Origin of the sequence: Streptomyces sp. 4N509B (assembly GCF_052245655.1) — a bacterium.
Lineage (GTDB): Bacteria > Actinomycetota > Actinomycetes > Streptomycetales > Streptomycetaceae > Streptomyces.
Genome location: NZ_JBQQBZ010000005.1, coordinates 239,591 through 263,265 on the forward strand (window position 1 = coordinate 239,591; position 23,675 = coordinate 263,265).

Annotated in this window: 22 protein-coding genes; 19 read left to right on the top strand and 3 right to left on the bottom strand. The window is 73.0% G+C overall.

The window, feature by feature from the left end; genetic code table 11:
- Positions 1–4: 4 nt before the first annotated feature.
- The 10 genes from pdxT to ACTWP5_RS08535 all read left to right on the top strand — a co-directional run bounded on the left by pdxT (position 5) and on the right by ACTWP5_RS08535 (position 11,125).
- Positions 5–595, top strand: a complete 591-nt coding sequence (gene pdxT / locus ACTWP5_RS08490) for a pyridoxal 5'-phosphate synthase glutaminase subunit PdxT (protein ID WP_443220155.1) — start codon at positions 5–7, stop codon at positions 593–595.
- Between the two features lie 61 nt (positions 596–656).
- On the top strand, positions 657–1,409 hold the full coding sequence (locus ACTWP5_RS08495; RefSeq protein ID WP_443220156.1) for a YebC/PmpR family DNA-binding transcriptional regulator: 753 nt from the start codon (positions 657–659) through the stop codon (positions 1,407–1,409).
- 111 nt (positions 1,410–1,520) lie between these two features.
- A complete protein-coding gene (gene ruvC / locus ACTWP5_RS08500; RefSeq protein WP_443220157.1) occupies positions 1,521–2,072 on the top strand; it encodes a crossover junction endodeoxyribonuclease RuvC in 552 nt (183 codons plus the stop codon).
- Positions 2,069–2,704 (top strand): Holliday junction branch migration protein RuvA, encoded by a 636-nt coding sequence (gene ruvA / locus ACTWP5_RS08505; RefSeq protein ID WP_443220158.1) that lies wholly within the window; start codon positions 2,069–2,071, stop codon positions 2,702–2,704. The genes ruvC and ruvA overlap by 4 nt, the downstream gene beginning before the upstream one ends.
- Positions 2,705–2,933: 229 nt before the next feature.
- Positions 2,934–3,998 (top strand): Holliday junction branch migration DNA helicase RuvB, encoded by a 1,065-nt coding sequence (gene ruvB / locus ACTWP5_RS08510; RefSeq protein ID WP_443220159.1) that lies wholly within the window; start codon positions 2,934–2,936, stop codon positions 3,996–3,998.
- Between the two features lie 161 nt (positions 3,999–4,159).
- Positions 4,160–4,588, top strand: a complete 429-nt coding sequence (yajC, locus tag ACTWP5_RS08515) for a preprotein translocase subunit YajC (RefSeq protein WP_443220160.1) — start codon at positions 4,160–4,162, stop codon at positions 4,586–4,588.
- 240 nt (positions 4,589–4,828) lie between these two features.
- Positions 4,829–6,721 (top strand): protein translocase subunit SecD, encoded by a 1,893-nt coding sequence (gene secD, locus ACTWP5_RS08520; RefSeq protein WP_443220161.1) that lies wholly within the window; start codon positions 4,829–4,831, stop codon positions 6,719–6,721.
- A 1-nt stretch (position 6,722) separates the two neighbouring features.
- Positions 6,723–7,931 (top strand): protein translocase subunit SecF, encoded by a 1,209-nt coding sequence (gene secF, locus ACTWP5_RS08525; protein ID WP_443220162.1) that lies wholly within the window; start codon positions 6,723–6,725, stop codon positions 7,929–7,931.
- A 9-nt stretch (positions 7,932–7,940) separates the two neighbouring features.
- On the top strand, positions 7,941–8,501 hold the full coding sequence (locus tag ACTWP5_RS08530; RefSeq protein ID WP_443220163.1) for an adenine phosphoribosyltransferase: 561 nt from the start codon (positions 7,941–7,943) through the stop codon (positions 8,499–8,501).
- Between the two features lie 164 nt (positions 8,502–8,665).
- Positions 8,666–11,125 (top strand): RelA/SpoT family protein, encoded by a 2,460-nt coding sequence (locus ACTWP5_RS08535; protein ID WP_443220164.1) that lies wholly within the window; start codon positions 8,666–8,668, stop codon positions 11,123–11,125.
- Between the two features lie 64 nt (positions 11,126–11,189).
- Here the strand turns inward: ACTWP5_RS08535 and ACTWP5_RS08540 are convergent, their stop codons facing one another.
- Positions 11,190–12,419: a DUF349 domain-containing protein gene (locus ACTWP5_RS08540; protein ID WP_443220165.1), complete on the bottom strand. Its 1,230-nt coding sequence runs from the start codon at positions 12,417–12,419 to the stop codon at positions 11,190–11,192.
- Between the two features lie 233 nt (positions 12,420–12,652).
- Positions 12,653–13,513, bottom strand: a complete 861-nt coding sequence (locus ACTWP5_RS08545; RefSeq protein WP_443220166.1) for a peptidylprolyl isomerase — start codon at positions 13,511–13,513, stop codon at positions 12,653–12,655.
- 180 nt (positions 13,514–13,693) lie between these two features.
- Between ACTWP5_RS08545 and ACTWP5_RS08550 the strand changes: the two genes are divergently transcribed.
- The 4 genes from ACTWP5_RS08550 (at position 13,694) to ACTWP5_RS08565 (ending at position 17,825) form a co-directional block, all read left to right on the top strand.
- Positions 13,694–14,407 carry an MBL fold metallo-hydrolase gene (locus ACTWP5_RS08550; protein WP_443220167.1) on the top strand — a complete coding sequence of 238 codons (714 nt, stop codon included), beginning with the start codon at positions 13,694–13,696 and terminating at the stop codon, positions 14,405–14,407.
- Between the two features lie 12 nt (positions 14,408–14,419).
- Positions 14,420–15,691, top strand: coding sequence for a histidine--tRNA ligase (gene hisS / locus ACTWP5_RS08555; RefSeq protein ID WP_443220168.1), 1,272 nt, complete (start codon positions 14,420–14,422; stop codon positions 15,689–15,691).
- A 55-nt stretch (positions 15,692–15,746) separates the two neighbouring features.
- Positions 15,747–16,388: a vitamin K epoxide reductase family protein gene (locus ACTWP5_RS08560; RefSeq protein WP_443220169.1), complete on the top strand. Its 642-nt coding sequence runs from the start codon at positions 15,747–15,749 to the stop codon at positions 16,386–16,388.
- Positions 16,389–16,457: 69 nt separating this feature from the next.
- Positions 16,458–17,825 (top strand): replication-associated recombination protein A, encoded by a 1,368-nt coding sequence (locus ACTWP5_RS08565; RefSeq protein ID WP_443220170.1) that lies wholly within the window; start codon positions 16,458–16,460, stop codon positions 17,823–17,825.
- A gap of 108 nt (positions 17,826–17,933) precedes the next feature.
- Here the strand turns inward: ACTWP5_RS08565 and ACTWP5_RS08570 are convergent, their stop codons facing one another.
- Positions 17,934–18,668 carry a DUF2470 domain-containing protein gene (locus tag ACTWP5_RS08570; protein ID WP_443220213.1) on the bottom strand — a complete coding sequence of 245 codons (735 nt, stop codon included), beginning with the start codon at positions 18,666–18,668 and terminating at the stop codon, positions 17,934–17,936.
- Positions 18,669–18,898: 230 nt separating this feature from the next.
- On the opposite strand from ACTWP5_RS08570, the gene rpsD reads away from it, so the two are divergent.
- The 5 genes from rpsD (at position 18,899) to ruvX (ending at position 23,628) form a co-directional block, all read left to right on the top strand.
- On the top strand, positions 18,899–19,510 hold the full coding sequence (gene rpsD / locus ACTWP5_RS08575) for a 30S ribosomal protein S4 (protein ID WP_443220171.1): 612 nt from the start codon (positions 18,899–18,901) through the stop codon (positions 19,508–19,510).
- A 183-nt stretch (positions 19,511–19,693) separates the two neighbouring features.
- Positions 19,694–20,143 (top strand): DUF948 domain-containing protein, encoded by a 450-nt coding sequence (locus ACTWP5_RS08580; RefSeq protein ID WP_443220172.1) that lies wholly within the window; start codon positions 19,694–19,696, stop codon positions 20,141–20,143.
- A gap of 6 nt (positions 20,144–20,149) precedes the next feature.
- Positions 20,150–20,437 (top strand): DUF6167 family protein, encoded by a 288-nt coding sequence (locus ACTWP5_RS08585; RefSeq protein WP_443220173.1) that lies wholly within the window; start codon positions 20,150–20,152, stop codon positions 20,435–20,437.
- Complete coding sequence (gene alaS / locus ACTWP5_RS08590; protein ID WP_443220174.1) at positions 20,437–23,103, top strand: alanine--tRNA ligase; 2,667 nt, start codon at positions 20,437–20,439, stop codon at positions 23,101–23,103. The genes ACTWP5_RS08585 and alaS overlap by 1 nt, the downstream gene beginning before the upstream one ends.
- Before the next feature lie 60 nt (positions 23,104–23,163).
- A complete protein-coding gene (gene ruvX / locus ACTWP5_RS08595; RefSeq protein ID WP_443220175.1) occupies positions 23,164–23,628 on the top strand; it encodes a Holliday junction resolvase RuvX in 465 nt (154 codons plus the stop codon).
- Positions 23,629–23,675 lie beyond the last annotated feature (47 nt).

Consider the following 23,675-nt stretch of genomic DNA (forward strand, 5'->3'; position numbering starts at 1 on the left):
AGCAGTGACCGCACCCCTGATCGGCGTCCTCGCCCTCCAGGGCGACGTCCGCGAGCACCTGGCCGCGCTGGCCGCGGCCGGTGCCCGCGCCGTGCCCGTGCGCCGGCCCGAGGAACTCGCCGAGGTCTCGGGGCTGGTGATCCCCGGCGGCGAGTCCACCACCATCTCCAAGCTGGCGACGGCCTTCGGGCTGTTGGAGCCGCTGCGGGCACGGGTGCACGGCGGGATGCCGGCGTACGGCTCCTGCGCGGGCATGATCATGCTCGCGGACAAGATCCTCGACCCGCGCTCGGGCCAGGAGACCATCGGCGGCATCGACATGATCGTGCGCCGCAACGCCTTCGGCCGGCAGAACGAGTCCTTCGAGGCGGAGGTCGAGGTCGCCGGGGTGACCGGCGGACCGGTCCCCGGCGTCTTCATCCGCGCACCGTGGGTGGAGTCCGTCGGCGCCGCCGCCGAGCCCCTGGCCACCTACGACGGGCATCCCGTCGCCGTGCGGCAGGGACGGCTGCTCGCGACGGCGTTCCATCCGGAGCTGACCGGCGACCACCGCGTGCACCGTCTGTTCACCGAGATGGTGCTGGCGGTCGGCTGACCTTCGGCTGCCGGTAGGATCACGGTGTCGGCAGAAGTTGGTGACAGCGAAGGAGAAGGGCGTGTCCGGCCACTCCAAGTGGGCAACCACCAAGCACAAGAAGGCCGTGATCGATGCCAAGCGGGGCAAGCTCTTCGCCAAGCTGATCAAGAACATCGAGGTCGCGGCCCGCACCGGAGGCGGCGACCCGGACGGTAACCCGACCCTCTACGACGCGATCCAGAAGGCGAAGAAGAGCTCGGTCCCCAACACCAACATCGATCGCGCGGTCAAGCGCGGCGCCGGCCTGGAGGCCGGTGGCGCCGACTACCAGACGATCATGTACGAGGGGTACGGCCCCGGCGGTGTGGCCGTCCTGATCGAGTGCCTCACCGACAACCGCAACCGCGCCGCCTCCGACGTCCGCGTCGCCATGACGCGCAACGGCGGCTCCATGGCCGACCCCGGCTCGGTCTCGTACCTCTTCCAGCGCAAGGGCGTGATCATCGTCCCCAAGGGGACGCTGAGCGAGGACGACGTGCTCGGCGCGGTCCTCGACGCCGGCGCCGAGGAGGTCAACGACCTGGGCGAGTCCTTCGAGGTCGTCAGCGAGGCCGGTGACCTCGTCGGCGTGCGCACCGCGCTGCAGGACGCCGGCATCGACTACGACTCGGCGGACAACAGCTTCCTCCCCACCATGCAGGTGGAGCTCGACGAGGACGGCGCGCGCCGGATCTTCCGGCTCATCGAGGCCCTGGAGGACAGCGACGACGTGCAGAACGTCTTCGCCAACTTCGACGTCCCCGACGAGATCATGGCGAAGGTCGACGCCTGAGCCCCGGGCGTCCCGGAGGGCCCCGCCAGCCGTGGCCACCCGGCGTTGTCGGTGGCGGCCGGTAGCCTGCCCAGCATCACCAGGACGGATCAGGCGAAGGCGAGGTGGGCGATGCGCGTGCTCGGCGTCGACCCCGGGCTCACCCGGTGCGGCATCGGCGTGGTGGACGGCGCCCCCGGCGGACCGTTGCGGATGGTGGACGTCGGCGTCGTGCGCACCTCCGCGGACGACGAGACCGCGCTGCGGCTGCTCGGCATCGAGCGCGGCGTCGAGGAGTGGCTGGACGCCCACCGGCCCGACGCCGTGGCCGTCGAGCGGGTCTTCAGCCAGCACAACGTCCGCACCGTGATGGGCACCGCCCAGGCCAGCGCGGTCGCCATGCTCGCCGCGGCCCGCCGCGGCCTGCCCGTCGCGCTGCACACCCCGAGCGAGGTGAAGGCGGCCGTCACCGGCAGCGGGCGGGCGGACAAGGCCCAGGTCGGCGCCATGGTCACGCGGCTGCTGCGGCTGTCGGAGCCGCCCCGGCCCGCCGACGCCGCCGACGCCCTGGCGCTGGCCATCTGCCACATCTGGCGTGGCGCCGCCCAGGACCGCCTCCGGCGGGCGTACGCCGCCCACGCCGACTCCGTCCCCCCGCCGTGGAAGGGCCGCACCCCGTCATGATCGCCTTCGTCTCCGGGACCGTCGCCGCCCTGGCCCCCGACGCCGCCGTGGTGGAGGTGGGGGGGATCGGGGTGGCCGTGCAGTGCGTGCCCGGCACCCTCGCCCGGCTCCGCGTCGGCGAGCCCGCCAGGCTCGCGACGTCCCTCGTGGTCCGCGAGGACTCGCTCACGCTCTACGGCTTCCTGGAGGATGACGAGCGGCAGGTCTTCGAGCTGCTGCAGACCGCGAGCGGCGTCGGCCCGCGGCTGGCCCAGGCGATGCTCGCGGTGCACAGCCCCGACGCGCTGCGACGGGCCGTCGCCTCCGGCGACGAGAAGGCCCTCACCGCCGTGCCCGGCATCGGAAAGAAGGGCGCGCAGAAGCTGCTGCTGGAGCTGAAGGACCGTCTCGGCGAGCCCCTCGGGACCACCTCCCCGGCCGGCGCGGCCGGCCCGGCGGCGCCGGCCGCCGTGGGCTGGCGCGACCAGCTGCACACGGCCCTCGTCGGCCTCGGGTACACGGCGCGGGACGCGGAGCAGGCGGTGCTCGCCGTCGCCCCCCGGGCGGAGGCGGACGGCCCGGACGGCGCCGCGGTCGACGTGTCGAGCCTGCTGCGCGCCGCCCTCCAGACCCTCAACCGAAGCCGCCGTTGAGTCCAGTGTCGCCCCAGCTCAGCGCCGCCCACCGCGTCCCGTCCGCCGGCCCACCCGCCCGCCGGACCACGGCCGCCGGCCACCCCGCCCCCAGCAGCCCCACGACCAGCCGAGGAGCCTCGACGATGCCGTCGCCCCCGCCGCCCGCCGCGCCGCACCCCCGAGCCCCTCGGCCCGCCGCCGGACGCGGGCCCGCGGGCCGACCGCGCCGTTCGCTCGGGAGGGCACGGTGAGCGCCCGGGAGCCCACCGAGGCGGGCGAGGCCCAGCGGCTCGTCGGGCCCGACGCGGACGGTGAGGACCTGGCGGTGGAGGCGGCGCTGCGGCCGAAGGACCTCGCGGAGTTCATCGGGCAGGGCCGGGTCCGCGAACAGCTCGACCTCGTGCTGCGGGCCGCCCGTGCCCGCGGCGCCACCGCCGACCACGTGCTGCTCTCGGGAGCTCCCGGGCTCGGCAAGACCACCCTGTCCATGATCATCGCGGCCGAGATGGGCGTTCCCATCCGCATCACCTCCGGCCCCGCCATCCAGCACGCGGGAGACCTCGCGGCCATCCTCTCCTCGCTCGCCGAGGGGGAGGTGCTCTTCCTCGACGAGATCCACCGGATGTCCCGGCCCGCCGAGGAGATGCTGTACATGGCGATGGAGGACTTCCGGGTGGACGTCGTGGTCGGCAAGGGGCCGGGTGCCACCGCCATCCCCCTCGAACTGCCCCCGTTCACCCTGGTCGGCGCGACCACCCGGGCCGGGCTGCTGCCGCCGCCCCTGCGGGACCGCTTCGGGTTCACCGGTCACCTCGAGTTCTACGCCCCCGCGGAGCTGGAGCGGGTCGTCCACCGCTCGGCCGGCCTGCTCGCCGTCGAGGTCACCGCGGACGGGGCGGCGGAGATCGCCGGCCGCTCCCGCGGCACGCCCCGGATCGCGAACCGGCTGCTGCGGCGGGTGCGGGACTACGCGCAGGTCCGGGCCGACGGGGTGGTCACCCGGGAGACGGCGCGGGCGGCCCTCGCGGTGTACGAGGTGGACGAGCGTGGCCTCGACCGCCTGGACCGCTCGGTCCTCGACGTGCTGCTGCGGCTCTTCGGCGGCGGCCCGGTCGGGGTGTCCACCCTCGCGGTGGCGGTGGGGGAGGAGCGGGAGACCGTCGAGGAGGTGGCCGAGCCCTTCCTCGTCCGTGAGGGGCTGCTGGCCCGCACGCCCAGGGGCCGTGTCGCCACCCCCGCCGCGTGGCGGCACCTCGGGCTCACCCCGCCGGGACGCGGGGAGGGGGATCAGGCAGATCTGTTCGAGACATGACAGTGCCGAAATCGTTCGTGTGGGAACTCCGCTAGCATCGTGAACGTTGTTCCCAGGCGCAGCGTCGCTTAGACTCCGCCGACGCCGACCCCTCACGGACGGCGTGCCCACCCCCCGAGAGGGGCGCGGCCGCGCCCCCAACATAAGGACCTCCCTCCGCCGTGGATATCGCAGTTTTCTTCCCCTTCCTCCTGCTCATCGGCGTCATGTTCTTCATGACCCGCTCGGCCAAGAACCGGCAGCGTCAGGCCCTGCAGATGCGGGAGTCGATGCAGCCGGGCACCGGCGTCCGCACCATCGGTGGCCTCTACGGCCTCGTCAAGGAGGTGCGTGAGGACACCATCCTCCTTGAGATCGAACCGGGCGTGCACGCGGTCTACGCGAAGAACGCCGTCGGCGCCGTGCTGGAGGACGACGAGTACGAGCGCATCGTCAACGGAGAGACGCTCTCCAAGGGGGACGCCCCCGTGGTGCCGGACGACGCGTCGTCGTTGACCAGCGAGACCTCGGAAGCCGGTGTGGACCTGGAGAAGCAGGCCGACGCGGACGCGAAGGCCGACGGCGAGCGCGGTTCCGGCTCCGCTTCCTGACCGGTCGTGGCTTCCTGCGACCGGTCACGTTGTCTCTGACCGGTCGTGCCGACGCCGGCACCGCCGCGGCGTCGATCCCCCCGTGAGCCGCGCGGCACACGCCGGGCGTGGGCCGTTGGACAGAGAGAAGACGAGAAGGTGGCGACGAGAAAGGACCTCGGGTCCTCACCGAAGCGGGACCTCCGGTCAGCGGGGTCTGGTGGCAGGCCGGGACGGCCGCTGCTGTTGATCCTGGTGATCATGGTGGCGCTCACCGGCGGCATGTTCCTCTCCGGGCACACCACGCCGCGCCTGGGAATCGACCTCGCCGGTGGCACGAGCATCACCCTGGAGGCGGTCGCCGAGAGGGGTAACGAGGGCGCGATCAACCCCACGAACCTGAACACCGCCGTCTCGATCATCGAGCGCCGGGTGAACGGTCTGGGCGTCTCGGAGGCCGAGGTCCAGACCCAGGGCGACCGGAACATCATCGTCAACATCCCGAAGGGGACGGACGAGCAGGAGGCGCGCGACCAGGTCGGCACCACCGCCGAGCTCGGCTTCCGACCGGTGCTCACCGTCACCTCGGCGCAGCAGGTTCCCCAGGAGGAGCAGCCGGAGGACTCCCAGGACGGTTCGGGTGACTCGGGCGACGGATCCGGTGAGGGTTCCGGCGACGAGGGATCCACGGGCGACGGCTCCGGTGAGGAGGGCTCCGGCGACGAGGGCTCCTCCGAGGGCGGCGGCCAGGACTCCGAGGAGGGTTCCACCGAGGACGGGAGTGGCGACGGCGGCGCCGACTCGTCCGGTGACACCTCGGGAGAGGAGTCGACCGACCAGAGCCTGCCGGCTCCCGGCGCCGGCTCCGCCACCACGGTCACCCCCGCGTCCTACCAGCAACAGGACCAGGACGAGGAGCAGCAGGACTCCCAGGAGCAGGACCAGCAGGACGAGAACGGCACGGGCGACGGGAGCGGCGGGGGCGGCGGCTCAGGCGAGGGCTCGGAGGAGGGCTCCGGCGAGGACGCGGGAGCCGGCGGTCAGGCCACGGACGTCCAGACCCAGTTCGCCGAGCTGGACTGCAGCACGGAGAGGTCCCGCCTGCGGGCCAGCCAGGCCGCCGCGCAGGCCGCGGACGACGCCCAGGTGGCCGTCTGCGACTCCGACGGCCTGGAGAAGTTCCTGCTCGGTCCGGTCGCCGTCCCCGGCACGGACGTGAGCGACGCCAGCGCGGTCTTCGACTCCCAGCGTGGCCAGGGCTGGATCGTCCAGATGGAGTTCAGCAACGCGGGCGCCGAGCGGTTCGCCGACATCACCGGCCAGCTGGCCGGCCAGACCGACCCCATGAACCGCTTCGCCATCGTCCTGGACGGCGAGGTCGTCTCCGCGCCCAGCGTGGACCAGCGGCTCGGCGGCGGGCGCGCGGAGATCTACGGCAACTTCAACCAGGAGTCCGCCGAGGAGCTGGCCAACATCCTCAAGTACGGCTCGCTCCCGTTGAACTTCGAGGAGGCGAGCGTCTCGACCGTGTCGCCGACGCTCGGCGGCGAGCAGCTGCGCGCCGGCCTCATCGCCGGTGCCATCGGCCTGGGCCTCGTCGTGCTCTACCTGGTCCTGTACTACCGCGGGCTGTCGCTGATCGCCTTCACCAGCCTCGCGGCCTCCGCGATCCTGACCTACACGATCATGTCGCTGCTGGGCCCCGCCATCGGCTTCGCGCTGAACCTCCCGGCCGTCTGCGGCGCCATCGTCGCGATCGGCATCACGGCGGACTCCTTCATCGTCTACTTCGAACGGATAAGGGACGAGGTCAGGGAGGGGCGCTCGCTGCGCCCCGCCGTCGAGCGGGCCTGGCCCAGGGCCCGGCGCACCATCCTGGTGTCGGACTTCGTCTCCTTCCTCGCCGCGGCCGTGCTCTTCGTGGTCACGGTCGGCAAGGTGCAGGGCTTCGCCTTCACCCTGGGGCTCACCACCCTCCTGGACGTGGTGGTGGTCTTCCTGTTCACGAAGCCGCTGATGACCATCCTGGCGCGTCGGAAGTTCTTCGCCAGCGGTCATCCCTGGTCCGGGCTCGACCCCAGGCGGCTGGGCGCGCGCTCGCCGCGCGGCGGCCGTCGCCCCGTCACCGTTTCCCCCGACCCGAAGGAGGCCTGAGATGTCGCGGCTCGGCAATCTCGGTGCCCGGCTCTACCGCGGCGAGGTCACCATCGACTTCGTCGGCCGGCGGATGGTCTGGTACGGCGTCTCGGTCCTCATCACCATCCTGGCCGTCGCGGGCTTCATGATCCGTGGGCTGCACATGGGCGTCGAGTTCGAGGGCGGCGCCGTCTTCACCACCCCCGCGACCGAGGTCTCGGTCGAGGAGGCGCGGGAGGTCGCCGAGGAGGTCTCCGGCAGCCAGGCGCTGGTGCAGACCCTCGGCGACGACGGCTCGATGCGGATCCAGATCAGTGGCCTGGACACCGACCAGTCCAACGCCACCCGGGCGGCGCTCGCCGAGGAGCTGTCCATCCCGGTCGACGACCTGAACGCGGAGGTGATCGGCCCCAGCTGGGGTGACCAGATCGCCACCAAGGCGTGGCAGGGTCTGGGCATCTTCCTCGTCCTCGTCGTGGTCTACCTCGCCATCGCCTTCGAGTGGCGCATGGCGCTGGCCGCGCTCATCGCGCTCCTGCACGACATCACCATCACCGTCGGTGTCTACGCGATCGTCGGGTTCGAGGTCACCCCCGGCACGGTGATCGGTCTGTTGACCATCCTCGGGTACTCCCTCTACGACACCGTCGTGGTCTTCGACGGTCTGAAGGAGACCACGAAGAACTTCACCAGACAGAACCGCCACACCTACGCCGAACTGGCCAACCGCAGCCTCAACGGCACCCTGGTGCGCTCCATCAACACCTCCGTCGTGGCGCTCCTGCCCGTGGCCGGCCTGCTGTTCATCGGTGGCGGCATGCTCGGTGGCGGCATGCTGAACGACATCGCGCTCTCGCTCTTCGTCGGCCTCACCGCCGGCGCGTACTCCTCGATCGTGATCGCCACCCCGCTCGTCTCGGACTTCAAGTCCCGCGAGCGGGAGATCAGGGCGCACGACAGGAAGGTGCTGGCCAAGCGGGCCAAGCGCGAGGACGACCCCGGGCAGGCGGAGGGCTCCTCCCCCTCCGGCGGTGCCGGTCCGCCGTCGGCGGACGCCGACGCCCCCGCCGACGCCTCCACGGAGGCGACCACCGACGAGGAGGAGCCGGAGGACGCCCGCGAGGCGACACCCGTCGCCGCGGGACGGACCGCGACCGTCCGGGGACCGCGCCGCCAGCCCACCTCACGAGGTCGCGGCCGCGGCCGCCCCTCAGGAAAGCGACGGTGAGCTGACCCGATGACCCAGGCGACCGAGGTCCCCGAGGACCTGCGGCGGCAGCTCCTGGCCCGGATCCGCGACGTCGCGGACTATCCGAAGCCCGGCGTCCTGTTCAAGGACATCACCCCCCTGCTGGCCGACGCGGAGGCGTTCACCGCCCTGACCGAGGCACTGGCGGCCTTCGCCCAGACCCACGGCGCCACCAAGGTCGTGGGTCTGGAGGCGCGCGGCTTCATCCTGGCCGCGCCCGTCGCCGTCCACGCGGGGGTCGGTTTCGTCCCGGTCCGCAAGGCGGGCAAGCTCCCCGGCGCCACCCTCGCCCAGCGGTACGAGCTGGAGTACGGCAGCGCCGAGATGGAGATCCACGCCGAGGACCTGAGCGCGGGCGACCGGGTGCTGGTGATCGACGACGTGCTGGCCACCGGCGGCACCGCCGAGGCGTCACTCGAGCTGATCCGCCGCTCGGGTGCCGAGGTCGCGGGCCTGGCCGTGCTGATGGAGCTCGCCTTCCTGGCCGGCCGTGACCGCGTCCTCGCCGCCCTCGACGGCGCTCCGTACCAGGCGTTGCTCACGATCTGAGGGCACGGGTCGGCCCGGTCGCCGTGAGCGGTTTACCCGGGATCGTTACCATGGCAGTCCGATCGTTTCCCGGCCGGACTCTCCCCAGGGCCCGTCCCCGGCCTCGAGGACCGTCCCCCTCCCCGGCCGCCCACGGGCGGGGAGGGGCTCGAAAAGGAGCGCCCTTGCCCGACGACGCCCAGCCGCTCACCTCCGCCCAGCGGAAGAACGCCAAGCCGGGGGCGACCCTGGGCTGGCGTGACGGCTCCGACCACCGCGCGCCGGCCGCGGCGAGTCCGTCGAACACCGCTGTCTCAGGGGTCTCGGGGCGCTCCGGTTCCTCCAACCGCGTCCGAGCCCGTCTGGCCCGCCTCGGCGTGCAGCGCTCCACCCCGTACAACCCGGTGCTGGAGCCGCTGCTGCGCGTCGTCCGGGCCAACGACCCGAAGGCCGACACCACGGCCCTGCGCCGGATAGAGCACGCCTACCAGGTCGCCGAGCGGTGGCACCGCGGTCAGAAGCGCAAGAGCGGCGACCCGTACATCACCCACCCGCTGGCCGTGACCACCATCCTGGCCGAGCTGGGCATGGACGCCGCCACCCTGATGGCGGGGCTGCTCCACGACACCGTCGAGGACACCGAGTACGGCCTCGACAGCCTGCGCCGGGACTTCGGCGAGCAGGTCGCACAGCTGGTCGACGGCGTGACCAAGCTGGACAAGGTGAAGTTCGGCGAGGCCGCGCAGGCGGAGACCGTGCGCAAGATGGTCGTCGCCATGGCCAGGGACCCCCGGGTCCTGGTGATCAAGCTCGCCGACCGCCTGCACAACATGCGCACCATGCGCTTCCTCAAGCGCGAGAAGCAGGAGCAGAAGGCCCGCGAGACCCTGGAGATCTACGCCCCGCTGGCCCACCGGCTCGGCATGAACACGATCAAGTGGGAGCTGGAGGATCTCGCCTTCGCGATCCTCTACCCCAAGATGTACGACGAGATCGTGCGGCTGGTGGCCGAGCGCGCCCCCAAGCGCGACGAGTACCTGGCCACCGTCATCGACGAGGTCCAGGCCGACCTGCGCGGCGCCCGCATCAACGCCACCGTCACCGGCCGCCCCAAGCACTACTACAGCGTCTACCAGAAGATGATCGTGCGGGGCCGCGACTTCGCCGAGATCTACGACCTGGTGGGCATCCGCGTGCTGGTCGACACCGTCCGTGACTGCTACGCGGCCCTGGGCACCGTGCACGCGCGGTGGAACCCGGTCCCCGGCCGGTTCAAGGACTACATCGCGATGCCCAAGTTCAACATGTACCAGTCGTTGCACACGACGGTCATCGGGCCGGGTGGCAAGCCGGTGGAGCTCCAGATCCGGACCTTCGACATGCACCGCCGCGCCGAGTTCGGCATCGCGGCCCACTGGAAGTACAAGCAGCAGGCGGTGGCGGGCGCATCGAAGACCCGCTCGGACGCCCCGAAGAAGGGCGAGCGCAGGCGCCCCGGCCGCGAGGAGGCGGCCGTCAACGACATGGCCTGGCTGCGGCAGCTGCTGGACTGGCAGAAGGAGACCGAGGACCCGGGCGAGTTCCTGGAGTCCCTGCGGTTCGACCTCTCCCGCAACGAGGTCTTCGTCTTCACCCCGAAGGGCGACGTCATCGCGCTGCCCGCCGGCGCCACCCCCGTCGACTTCGCCTACGCCGTGCACACCGAGGTCGGCCACCGCACCATAGGGGCCAAGGTCAACGGGCGGCTGGTGCCGCTGGAGTCCACCCTCGACAACGGCGACACGGTCGAGATCTTCACCTCCAAGGCGTCCGGTGCCGGACCCTCCCGCGACTGGCTGACCTTCGTGAAGTCCCCCCGGGCGCGGAACAAGATCCGCGGCTGGTTCTCCCGGGAGCGGCGGGACGAGGCGATCGAGCACGGCAAGGACTCCATCGCCCGCGCCATGCGCAAGCAGAACCTGCCCATCCAGCACGTTCTCACCGGCGACTCGCTGGTGACCCTCGCCCACGAGATGCGCTACCCCGACATCTCCTCGCTCTACGCCGCCATCGGCGAGGGGCACGTCTCCGCGCACAGCGTGGTGCAGAAGCTGGTGCAGGCCGTCGGCGGCGAGGAGGCCGCGGGCGAGGACCTCGCCGAGTCCGCTCCGCCCGTCCCCAGCCGCCGCAAGCGGCGGGCCACCTCCGACCCCGGCGTCGTGGTCAAGGGCGTCGACGACGTCTGGGTCAAGCTGGCCCGCTGCTGCACGCCGGTGCCGGGCGACCCGATCATCGGCTTCGTCACCCGCGGCAACGGCGTCTCGGTCCACCGCGTCGACTGCGTGAACGTCGACTCCCTCTCGCGCGAGCCGGAGCGCATCCTCGACGTGGAGTGGGCGCCCACCCAGTCCTCGGTCTTCCTCGTCGCCATCCAGGTGGAGGCCCTCGACCGCTCGCGGCTGCTGTCGGACGTCACCCGGGTGCTGTCCGACCAGCACGTCAACATCCTCTCGGCGGCCGTGCAGACCTCCCGTGACCGGGTCGCCACCTCACGTTTCACCTTCGAGATGGGCGATCCCAAGCACCTGGGCCACGTGCTGAAGGCGGTCCGCGGCGTGGAGGGGGTCTACGACGTGTACCGCGTCACCTCGCCGCGTCGCCCGTAGGAGACGTCCGGGACGAGGAGCGGGCCCGGCCTTCGGGAGGCCGGGCCCGGGGGCTGGGCGGTGGCTAGCCGCCGAACTCCTGCAGCCCCTTCAGCGCCTGGTCCAGCAGAGCCTGGCGGCCGGCGAGCTCGCTCTCCAGCTTGGACGCCTTGGCCTCGTTGCCCTGCGCCCTGGCCCGCTCGACCTGCTCCCGCAGCCGGTCCACCGCGTCCTGGAGCTGGCCCGTCAGCCCGGCGGCCCTGGCCCGCGCCTCCGGGTTCGTGCGGCGCCACTCGGCCTCCTCGGCCTCGGCGACCGCCCGCTCGACCGCGTGGATGCGCCCCTCGATCGCGGCCCGCGAGTCCCGCGGCACGTGACCGATGGTCTCCCACCGCTCGCCGATCGAGCGCAGCGCGGCCCGCGCCGCCCGCACGTCGGTCACCGGCAGCAGCTTCTCGGCCTCCGCGGCCAGCAGCTCCTTCCGCGCGAGGTTGTCCCGGTGCTCGGCGTCGCGCTCGGCGAAGGCGGCGCCGCGGGCGGAGAAGAAGACGTCCTGCGCCGCCCGGAAGCGGGTCCACAGGCCCTCCTCCGCCTCCCGCTGCGCGCGGCCCGCGGCCTTCCAGTCCCGCATCAGCTCGCGGTACCGCGCCGCCGTCGGGCCCCAGTCCGTGGAGTCCGACAGCGCCTCCGCCTCGGCGATCAGCTTCTCCTTGCGCCGCCTGCTCTCCTCGCGCTGGGAGTCCAGCGACGCGAAGTGCGACTTGCGGCGCTTGGAGAACGCCGACCGGGCCTGCGAGAAGCGATGCCACAGCTCGTCGTCGGTCTTCCGGTCCAGGCGTGGCAGCCCTTTCCAGGTGTCGACCAGCGCGCGCAGCCGGTCTCCCGCGACCCGCCACTGCTCACTCGACGCGAGCTCCTCGGCCTCGGCGACCAGCGCCTCCTTGGCGGCTCTGGCCTCCTCGGACTGCCGGGCCCTGGCGGCCCGCCGCTCCTCGCGGAGCGAGGCGACCTCGCCGGCCAGCCTCTCCAGCCGTCCCGCCAGCGCCTCCAGGTCGCCCACGGCGTGGGCCTGCGCGACCTGCTCACGGAGGTGGTCGATGGCGGTCGAGGCGTCCTTGGCCGACAGGTCGGTGGTCCTCAGCCGTCGTTCGAGCAGGTCGATCTCGACGACCAGCCCGTCGTACTTCCGCTCGAAGTAGGCCAGGGCCTCCTCGGGGGAGCCCGCCTGCCACGAGCCGACGACCCGCTCCCCGTCGGCCGTGCGCACGTACACGGTCCCCGCCTCGTCTACCCGACCCCACGGCTCGCTGCTCACAGCGCCTCCTCAGTGATGCCCACGTGGGCGGGTGTGCCCCGGGCATCGTCCACAGTTCTCATACAGCTCGGTGGGCTGTCCTCGTCGTCCGGGCCGTTCGTCCGGATCGTTCGTCCGGATCGCCCGACTGACCGGAGCAGGCACCCTGCACAACGCCAACATAGGCGACCGTGCGCCCGGCTGTCCGCACCTTGTGGGACGGAATTCCCCGCTGACCGGCCCCGCGCCGGGTCTCAGCGCTGCTCGACCGTCGCACGGTTGATCACCACGGTCGCGTTCGGCGGGGTGTTGCCGGTGGCGGGGTCGGTGGTGCTGCCCGCCTCGGCGATCGTGCGCAGCACGTCCATGCCCTCGGTGACGGTGCCGAAGGGCGTGTAGTACGGCGGCAGCTGGCTGTCCTCGTACACCAGGAAGAACTGGCTGCCGCCGCTGTCCTCGCCGCTGCCGTCCTGCGCGTTGTACCGGTTGGCCATCGCGACCGTCCCCGCCGGGTAGGTGCCCTCGGAGACGTCGGCGTCGTCGAGGTTCTCGTCGGGGATGGTGTACCCGGGGCCGCCCTGGCCGGTGCCCTGCGGGTCACCACACTGCAGCACGAAGATGCCCTGGTTGGTCAGCCGGTGGCACCGGGTGTGGTCGAGGTACCCCTCGCCGGCCAGGAAGTTGAAGGAGTTGACCGTGTGCGGCGCCGCCTCGGCGTCCAGGGTGATCTCGATGGGGCCGCAGGTCGTCTGAAGCTCCATGACGTACGTCGCCGAGGTGTCGATCGTCATCTCCGGCTCGGCGTCCCACTGCTTGCCGTTCGGCTCGCCCTCCGCCGGAGCCTCGCAGGGGTCCTCCGCGGGGGTGCTCTCCTCCGGCGTCGGCTCGCTGCTCCGCTCGGCGCCCTCGCCGCTCGAGGCCTGCGTGGTGTCCTCGTCGCCCCCGCTCAGCGCGACGGCGAGGCCGAAGCCGCCGCCGGCCACCAGCACCACGAGCGCGACGGTGATCACCACGTTGCGCTGCCTGTTCCTGCGGGCTCGCTGGGCGCGCCGCTGCTGCTGACGCTCCCACTTGGCTCGCGCCAGCTCCTTGCGCCGCTGATCCTTGTTGACCACCTGAGCTCTCCTCCTGTCGTCGTTCCTCTCCAGGGGCCGCCGGGCCGCGCGGAGCCCGTGGCCGTCACCGTATACGGGGAACGGGTTCGCGCAGTGACCGCCGCCGCCGGTACGCTTACGGAACCGGACAGCGCATCAGCCATCCCTCAGCCACCAGGCCGTGACGACCGAAGGACGACCGTGCTCATTGCTGGGTTCCCCGCCGGGGCTTGGGGGACCAACTGTTACCTGGTCGCCCCCGCCGCCGGTGAGGAGTGCGTGATCATCGACCCGGGCCACGAGGCCGCGCCCGGGGTCGAGGAGGCCATCGCCCGGCACCGGCTCAAGCCCGTCGCCGTCATTCTCACCCACGGCCACCTCGATCACGTCGCCTCCGTCGTGCCGGTCTGCGGCGCGCACGACGTCCCCGCCTGGATCCACCCGCGGGACCGGTACATGCTCAGCGACCCGGAGAAGGCGCTGGGCGCGCGGATCGGCGAGCAGCTGCTGGGCGAGCTGACCATCGGCGAGCCGGACGACCTGCGTGAGCTCTCCGACGGCGCAGAGCTCTCCCTGGCCGGCCTCACCTTCACCGTCGCGCACGCTCCCGGCCATACCAGGGGGTCGGTGACCTTCCGGCTGCCCGAGCAGGCCGACGTTCCCTCGGTGTTCTTCTCGGGCGACCTGCTGTTCGCCGGCTCCATCGGACGAACCGACCTTCCCGGCGGTGACCACGCCGAGATCCTCCGGTCGCTGGCCCGCGTCTGCCTGCCGCTGGAGGACTCCACCGTGGTGCTGGCCGGGCACGGCCAGCAGACCACCATCGGCCGCGAGCGCGCCAGCAACCCGTTCCTGCGGGCGCTGGCCGCCGGGCCGGAGGCCGCGGACCTCGCGGCCCCGCGACGAGGAATGTGACGAGCACCCACCGTGAGCACCTTCTCCGCCCCCAAGGGCACCTACGACCTTCTTCCGCCCGACTCCGCCATCGTCCTGGCGGTGCGTGAGGCCCTCGCCGCACCGGCGCGCCGCGCCGGGTACGGCTACGTCGAGACACCCGGCTTCGAGCACACGGAGCTGTTCTCCCGCGGCGTCGGCGAGTCCACCGACATCGTGACCAAGGAGATGTACACCCTCACCACCCGCGGCGGCACCCACCTCGCGCTGCGCCCGGAGGGCACCGCCTCGGTCCTGCGCGCCGTCCTCCAGGCCAACCTCCACCGGGCGGGGAACCTGCCGGCGAAGCTGTGGTACTCGGGCACCTACTACCGCTACGAGCGGCCACAGGCCGGCAGGTACCGGCACTTCTCCCAGGTCGGTGCGGAGGCCGTCGGCGCCGAGGACCCGGCGCTCGACGCGGAGCTGATCATCCTGGCCGCCGACGCCTTCGCCTCCCTGGGGCTCACCGGCGTGCGGCTGCTGCTGAACACCCTGGGCGACCGCGAGTGCCGCCCGGCGTACCGCGCCGCGCTCCAGGACTTCCTGCGAGGGCTCGACCTCGACGCCGACACCCGTGCCCGGGTGGAGATCAACCCGCTGCGGGTGCTGGACGACAAGCGCGAGAGCGTGCGCCGGCAGCTGGCGGAGGCGCCGAGGCTGCGCGACCACCTGTGCCAGGCCTGCAAGGCGTACCACGAGCAGGTGCGGGAGCTGCTGACCGCCGAGGGCGTCGCCTTCACCGACGACGACCGGCTGGTCCGTGGCCTCGACTACTACACCCGTACCACCTTCGAGTTCGTCCACGACGGCCTCGGCTCCCAGTCGGCGGTCGGCGGCGGCGGCCGGTACGACGGCCTGTCGGAGCTGATCGGCGGCCCGCCGCTGCCGTCGGTGGGCTGGGCGCTGGGCGTGGACCGCACCGTGCTGGCCCTGCGGGCGGAGGGCGTCGAGCCGCCGGTGCCCGCCACCGTGGAGGTCTTCGCCGTCCCGCTGGGCTCCGAGGCGCGCCGGGTGCTGTTCGGCCTGGTCACGGCGCTGCGCCGGGCCGGCGTCGCGACCGACCTGGCCTACGGTGAGCGGGGCGTGAAGTCGGCCATGCGCTCGGCCAACCGCAGCGGTGCCCGCTTCGCGGTGGTGGCCGGAGAGCGGGACCTCGCCGAGGGCGTGGCACAGCTGAAGGACCTGGAGAGCGGCGAGCAGTCGCCGGTGCCCCTGGCCTCGCTCGTCGAGGAAGTGCGCGGCCGGCTGGCGCCACCCGTGTGAGACGCTGGTGCACAATGGGGAGTCGTACGGACACCCTCTGAAGTGGATCAGTGACATGACGGCATCGGTGGTGGACGAGGTCCGCGCGGGCGGCGGGCCGGCGCGGCCCGTGACGGGCGGTGGTGTGGGAGCCGGGCGCGGCTTCGCGTTGGTGCTGGTGGTCACCGGCCTGGCCGGGCTGCTGGCCTCCTGGGTGATCACGCTCGACAAGTTCCACCTGCTGGAGGACGAGAACTTCGTTCCGGCCTGCAGCCTCAACCCGGTCGTCTCCTGCGGCAACATCATGGAGAGCGACCAGGCCGAGGCGTTCGGCTTCCCCAACCCCATGCTCGGGCTGGCGACGTACGCCGTGGTGGTCGCGATCGGCGTGGCCCTGCTGGGCGCCGCCCGCTTCCCGCGCTGGTTCTGGCTGGGGCTGTGGGGCGGCACGCTCTTCGGGGTGGCCTTCTGCACCTGGCTGCAGTACCAGTCGCTGTACGTCATCAGCGCGCTCTGCCTGTGGTGCTGCCTGGCCTGGGTCGCCACGATCGTCATGTTCTGGTACACGACGGCGCACGTGGTGCGTCACGGGCTGCTGCCGGCGCCGGCCGGGGTCCGGCGGGGGCTGGCGGAGTTCCACTGGCTCTTCCCGGCGCTGCACGTGGCGGTGATCGGCATGCTGATCCTCACCAACTGGTGGGAGTTCTGGACCAGCTGACGGGCGGGCCGTCGGGCGGGCTGAGCCGGGCCCGACGCGTTGTCGGTGCGGTGGCTTAGGGTCGGGACCGTGGAAGCCGACCTGTTCACCGCCGCCGCCGACGAGCGTGCCGAGAAGGACCCCGCCGGCCGGCCGCTGGCGGTGCGGATGCGCCCGCGCACCCTGGAGGAGGTGGTGGGCCAGCAGCACCTGCTGCGGCCGGGATCGCCTTTGCGGCGCCTGGTCGGCGAGGGGGAGGGCGGGCCCGCGGGGCCGTCCTCGGTCATCCTGTGGGGCCCTCCGGGCACCGGCAAGACGACGCTGGCGTACGTCGTCAGCCAGGCCACGGACAAGCGCTTCGTGGAGCTGTCGGCCATCACCGCGGGTGTCAAGGAGGTACGGGCCGTCATCGACGGGGCCCGCCGCGCCTCGGGTGCCTTCGGCCGCCAGACCGTCCTGTTCCTCGACGAGATCCACCGCTTCAGCAAGGCCCAGCAGGACTCCCTGCTGCCCGCGGTGGAGAACCGCTGGGTCACGCTGATCGCCGCCACCACGGAGAACCCGTACTTCTCCGTCATCTCGCCGCTGCTCTCCCGCTCCCTGCTGCTGACTCTGGAGCCGCTGACCGAGGAGGACGTGCGTGGCCTGCTGCGCCGCGCCGTCGAGGACGAGCGGGGTCTCGGCGGGGCGGTGACGCTGCCCGAGGAGACCGAGGCGCACCTGCTGCGCATCGCCGGGGGCGACGCCCGCCGTGCCCTGACGGCGCTGGAGGCGGGCGCGGGCGCCGCGCTGGCCACGGGGGAGCGGGAGCTGGCCCTGGCCACCCTGGAGGAGGCCGTGGACCGGGCCGCGGTGACGTACGACCGGGACGGGGACCAGCACTACGACGTGGCCAGCGCCCTGATCAAGTCGATCCGCGGCTCCGACGTCGACGCCGCCCTGCACTACCTGGCCCGCATGATCGAGGCGGGGGAGGACCCGCGGTTCATCGCCCGCCGCCTGATGATCCTGGCCAGCGAGGACATCGGCCTGGCCGACCCGACGGCTCTGCCCACGGCGGTGGCGGCAGCGCAGGCGGTCGCGCTGATCGGCTTCCCCGAGGCCGCCCTCACGCTGGGCCACGCCACGATCGCGCTCGCCCTGGCGCCGAAGTCCAACGCGGTGGTGCGCGCCATCGGCGCGGCCCAGACGGACGTGCGCGCCGGGCTCGCCGGGCCCGTTCCGGCCCACCTGCGCGACAGCCACTACAAGGGCGCCTCCGCCCTCGGACACGGCCAGGGATACCAGTACCCGCACGATCTGCCGGGAGCCGTGGCCGCCCAGCAGTACGCCCCGGACGCCGTCCACGGCCGGCGGTACTACGAGCCCACCCGCCACGGCGCGGAGGCGCGGTACGCGGAGGTCCTCGACCGCGTCCGCGCCCGCCTGGCCGACGGTGACGGGCCACAGCCCGGCTGAGGCGGGTGGGCCCCGGCGCCCTCGACGGCTGCCCCGCCATCCTCGGCGGGTCGTCGCCCCCCGGGGATCGTCGCCCCCGGTGGGTCCCCCGGCCGACGGGGGCGGCTGTCAGGGCGCGTCCGTGGCCGCCTCGAAGAGGCGGCGCAGGGCGTGCCGCAGCCCGGCCACGTCGGTGACGGGCTCGGGGAAGGCGAAGCGCGCGTCGCGCCACACGCGGTCGGAACAGAAGCGCACCCGCAGCCCGAAGCGGTCGAGGCCGAGCGGCACCACGCGCTCCCAGGCGGCGCAGCCCCGCCCCCGTTGCCCGACCAGGGTGCACAGCGAGCGCAGCTGCGTCTCGTGGGCGGCGGCCAGGTGCTGGAGGAGGTCGGCCTCGTGGCGCACCAGTGGATCGGGCTCGGCGGCGGCGAACTCACCCGGCTCGACGTGCCCGGCGCCCCACAGGTCGTCCACGTGCGCCTCGCCGACCTCCAGCCGCAGCGGCGTCCACGGGGTCCCCGGCTCGGGCCCGGTGGGATGCCGCCGCGCGAGGAGCCTGAGCGCCGCCGCCCGCTCCAGTCCCTCGGTCGCGGAGAGCCAGCCGGCGACCCAGGCGGTGCCACGGATCCGGTGGGGCACGGCCACGGGCGCGACGTCGCTGATCTCCATGACGGCCGTCAGTTCGTCGTGCCGGGCGTGGCGAGCGGCGCGGGCGGCCAGCGACTCGGCCGGCAGCAGCAGGTAGACGTCCCCCGTGGGCGCCACGGTCCTGGCCTCCGGCACGCCGTGGGCATGGGGAGGGGCGAGTTGCTGTTCCGGGCCGGCGCCGGGAAGGGTGAGCGTGGCGGAGGCGTTGGACTCCACGAGGGAACGAACCCGCTCCGCCGTGGAAGGGCTCGCCGGACGCGGCGGAGCCGGGGCGTCGTCCGCAAGGTCCGTGGCGTCCGCGCTGTCCGCCGTGTCGTGGGCGGTCGTCTCGTCGGTGTCCTCGCGTCGCGGTGGGCCGTCCCCCCGCACCGGGCTCCCAGGTCGATTCATGCGCCCCTCCTCGGATAAGGTAAGCCTCACCTAACTTACACGGAGGACTGTTTACGGTGAACCAGTCGCGCCCCAAGATCAAGACGTCCCGCGCCCTCGGCGTGGCGCTCACCCCGAAGGCCGTCAGGTACTTCGAGAAGCGCCCCTACCCGCCGGGCGAACACGGGCGCGGCCGGAAGCAGACCAGCGACTACAAGGTCCGTCTGCTGGAGAAGCAGCGGCTGCGCGCCCAGTACGACATCAACGAGCGCCAGATGGTCCGCGCCTACGACCGCGCCCGCAAGGTGGCCGGCAAGACCGGCGAGGCCCTCATCGTCGAGCTCGAACGCCGCCTCGACGCGCTCGTGCTGCGCGCCGGGCTCGCCCGCACGATCTACCAGGCCCGCCAGATGGTGGTCCACGGCCACATCGCCGTCAACGACCGCAAGGTCGACAAGCCGTCCTACCGCCTGCGCCCCGGCGACGTCGTCGCCGTCCGCGAGCGCAGCCGTGACAAGCACCCGTTCCTCGTCGCCCGCGAGGGCGGCTGGGCGCCCGACGGCGAGACCCCGCGGTACCTGGAGGTCAACCTCCCCGCCCTCGCCTTCCGCCTGGAACGCGAGCCGACCCGCGCCGAGATCCCCGTCATCTGCGACGAGCAGCTCGTCGTCGAGTTCTACGCCCGCTGACACCCGCCGCGCCCGCTGACGCCGTCTGGCGCCTCCCGGCGCCCCCTGACGCGCCCCGCCACGGCCCCGCCGGAGCCGGAACCCCGGCGGGGCGCGCGGTAATCGGGTACGGGCACGGGCGCGCGGCGCGATAGGGTCGACACCTGCCGTCGTAACCCATGCTCGTGAGGAAGGCAGCGCGTCGTGTCCGGTGGAGAGGTGGCCGGCCTGCTGGTGGCCGTCTTCTGGGCGATCCTCGTCTCGTTCCTCGCTGTCGTGCTGGTCCGGCTCGCCCAGGCCCTGAAGGCGGCGACCGCCCTCGTGACGCAGGTGACCGAGCGCGCCGTCCCGCTGCTCGGCGAGGCGTCGGCCACCGTCCGCTCCGCGCAGGACCAGCTCGACCGCGTGGAGAACATCACCGCCGACGTGCAGGAGGCCGCGGCCAACGCCTCGGCGCTCTCCTCCACCGTGGCCTCCACCTTCGGCGGGCCGCTCATCAAGGTCGCCGCCTTCGGCTACGGAGTGCGGCAGGCCCTCGCCCGCCGCGGCGCCCCGCCCCCCGACGCCTCCGCCAGGCTGCCCGCGCCCGCCCGGCGCACCGTCGTCGGCCGGACGCTGTCGATCGGCCGGCCCCGCCGGCGGAGAAAGGACTGACCCGACATGTTCCGCCGCGCCTTCTGGTTCACCACCGGCGCCGCCGCCGGCGTCTGGGCCACCACCAGGGTCCAGCGCACGCTGCGCGGCCTGGCGGCCGACAGCCTCGCGGTCAGGGCCGCGGACCGTGCCGCCGCCGCCGGGCAGCGCGTACGGAACCTCACGCTCGACGTCAGGACGGGCATGGCCCGGCGCGAGACGGAGCTCACCGAGGCCCTGGGCCTCACCCCGCCAACCACCCCACCATCCACACCGCCGGACGTCGGAGCCGGAAGAGGAAAAGAGGACCACTGATGGAGTCGGCCGACATCCGCCGCCGCTGGCTGGCCTTCTTCGAGAAGCGGGGGCACACCGTCGTGCCGTCGGCCTCGCTGATCGCGGACGACCCGACGCTGCTGCTGGTCAACGCCGGCATGGTGCCGTTCAAGCCGTACTTCCTCGGCGAGGCCGCCCCGCCCTACCGACGCGCGGTCAGCGTGCAGAAGTGCGTGCGCACGCCGGACATCGAGGAGGTCGGCAAGACCACCCGCCACGGCACCTTCTTCCAGATGTGCGGCAACTTCTCCTTCGGCGACTACTTCAAGGAGGGGGCCATCACCCTCGCCTGGGAGCTGATGACCAGCCCGGTCGCCGACGGCGGGTACGGTCTCGACCCCGAGCGCCTGTGGATCACCGTCTATGAGGAGGACGACGAGGCGGAGCGCATCTGGCGCGACGTCGTCGGCGTGCCCTCCGAGCGGATCCAGCGCCTGGGCAAGAAGGAGAACTACTGGGACATGGGTGTCCCGGGACCCTGCGGCCCCTGCTCGGAGATCAACTACGACCGCGGCCCCGAGTTCGGCGTCGAGGGCGGCCCCGCCGTCAACGACGAGCGGTACGTGGAGATCTGGAACCTGGTCTTCATGCAGTACGAGCGCGGCCCCGGACAGGGCAAGGACTACCCGATCCTCGGGGACCTGCCCGCCCAGAACATCGACACCGGCCTCGGCCTGGAGCGCCTGGCGATGATCCTCCAGGGCGTCCACAACATGTACGAGACCGACACCCTCCGCGTCGTGATCGACAGGGCCAGCGAGCTGACCGGCGTCCGCTACGGCGATCGCGAGGACGCCGACGTGGCGCTGCGCGTGGTCGCCGACCACATGCGCACCTCCGCGATGCTCATCGGCGACGGCGTCACCCCGGGCAACGAGGGCCGCGGGTACGTGCTGCGCCGCATCATGCGCCGCGCGGTCCGCATGATGCGGATCCTCGGCTCCACCCGCCCCGTCGTCGGCGACCTGCTCGACGTGGTGCTCGCGAGCATGGGCCAGCAGTACCCGGAGCTGCTGACCGACCGGGCGCGCATCGAGGCCGTCGCGCTCGCCGAGGAGGCCGCCTTCCTGAAGACCCTCAAGGCCGGCACCGCGATCCTCGACAGCGCCGTCGCGGACACCCGCGCCGCCGGCGGCACCGTGGTCTCGGGCGAGAAGGCGTTCCTTCTCCACGACACGTGGGGATTCCCCATCGACCTCACGCTGGAGATGGCCGCCGAGCAGGGCCTCACGGTCGACGAGGACGGCTTCCGCCGCCTGATGCGGGAGCAGCGGGAGCGCGCCAAGGCCGACGCCCGCGCCAAGAAGCAGGGCCACGCCGACCTGTCGGCCTACCGTGAGGTGGCCGACGCCGCCGGCGCCAGCGAGTTCATCGGGTACGCCCACACCGCCGGCGAGGCCACGGTCGTCGGCCTCCTCGTGGACGGCGTCACCGCGCCCGCCGCGCACGAGGGCGACGAGGTCGAGATCGTGCTCGACCGCACCCCGTTCTACGCCGAGGGCGGCGGCCAGCAGCCCGACACCGGCCGCGTCCGGCTGGACAACGGCGCCCTCGTCGAGGTGCGCGACGTCCAGCAGCCGGTCCCCGGCGTCGTCGTGCACAAGGGCGTGGTCGTCGTCGGCGAGGTGACCGTCGGCGCGGCCGTCCACTGCGAGATCGACGTCCACCGCCGCCGCGCGATCGCCCGCGCCCACAGCGCCACGCACCTCACCCACCAGGCGCTGCGCGACGCCCTCGGCCCCACCGCGGCCCAGGCGGGCTCGGAGAACGCGCCGGGCCGGTTCCGCTTCGACTTCGGCTCACCGACCGCCGTCCCGGGCACGGTGCTCGCCGACGTCGAGCAGAAGATCAACGAGGTTCTCGCCCGCGACCTCGACGTCACCGCCGAGGTGATGTCGATGGAGGACGCCCGCAAGCAGGGGGCCATCGCGGAGTTCGGCGAGAAGTACGGCGACCGGGTGCGGGTGGTCACCATCGGGGACTACTCCAAGGAGCTCTGCGGCGGGACCCACGTGCACAACACCGCCCAGCTCGGCCTTGTCAAGCTGCTGGGGGAGTCCTCCATCGGCTCGGGGGTGCGCCGTGTCGAGGCCCTTGTCGGCACCGACGCCTACCGCTTCCTGGCCAGGGAGCACACGGTCGTCGCGCAGCTGACGGAGATGCTCAAGGGCCGCCCCGAGGAGCTGCCCGAGCGCATCTCGGGCATGCTCAGCCGGCTGAAGGACGCGGAGAAGGAGATCGAGCGCTTCCGCGCCGAGAAGGTCCTGCAGGCCGCGGGCGGGCTCGCCGCCGGTGCCCGGGACGTCGGCGGCGTGGCCCTGGCCAGCGGCCGGGTGCCCGACGGCACCACGGCGGAGGACCTGCGCACGCTCGTGCTGGACGTCCGTGGCCGCATCGCCGGCGACCGGCCCGCCGTGGTGGCGCTGTTCACCGTGGCCAAGGGCCGCCCGCTCACCGTGATCGCCACCAACGACAGCGCCCGCGCCCGTGGACTGAAGGCCGGCGAGCTGGTCCGCGCCGCCGCGAAGGCCCTGGGCGGCGGCGGTGGCGGCAAGCCCGACGTCGCGCAGGGCGGCGGCCAGGACCCCGCCGCCATCGACGAGGCGCTCGCCGCCGTCGAACGTCTCGTGGCCGAGGCCCGATGAGCGCGGGCCCCGGCACACCGCCGCCCCCTCACTGGCGCTCGCCGGGCGGGGGGTGAGGTGATGCGTCGGGGCCGCCGCCTCGGCATCGACGTGGGCGAGGCCCGCATCGGGGTCGCCTCCTGCGATCCCGATGGTCTGCTGGCCACGCCCGTGGAGACCGTGCCCGCGCGGGACGCTCCGGCGGCCCAGCGTCGCCTGGCCGAGCTCGTCGCCGAGTACGAGCCGATCGAGGTCGTCGTGGGCCTGCCGCGTTCCCTCAGCGGCGGCGAGGGCCCCGCCGCCGCGCGGGTGCGCGCCGTCGCGCAGCGCATCGCCCGCCGCGTCGCGCCGGTCCCGGTGCGGCTGGTGGACGAGCGGATGAGCACCGTCACCGCGACCCGCGGCATGCGTGCCTCGGGCGTGACGGAGAAGCGTGGACGCTCCCGCGTCGACCAGGCGGCCGCCGTCGTGATCCTCCAGACCGCCCTGGAGGCGGAGCGGGCCGGGGGGAGCCCGCCCGGGGAGTGCGTCGAGGTGGTTGTCTGATCGCGATACGGTAACGTTCGGCGCGACACGGCCGCCGTCCGGCAGCC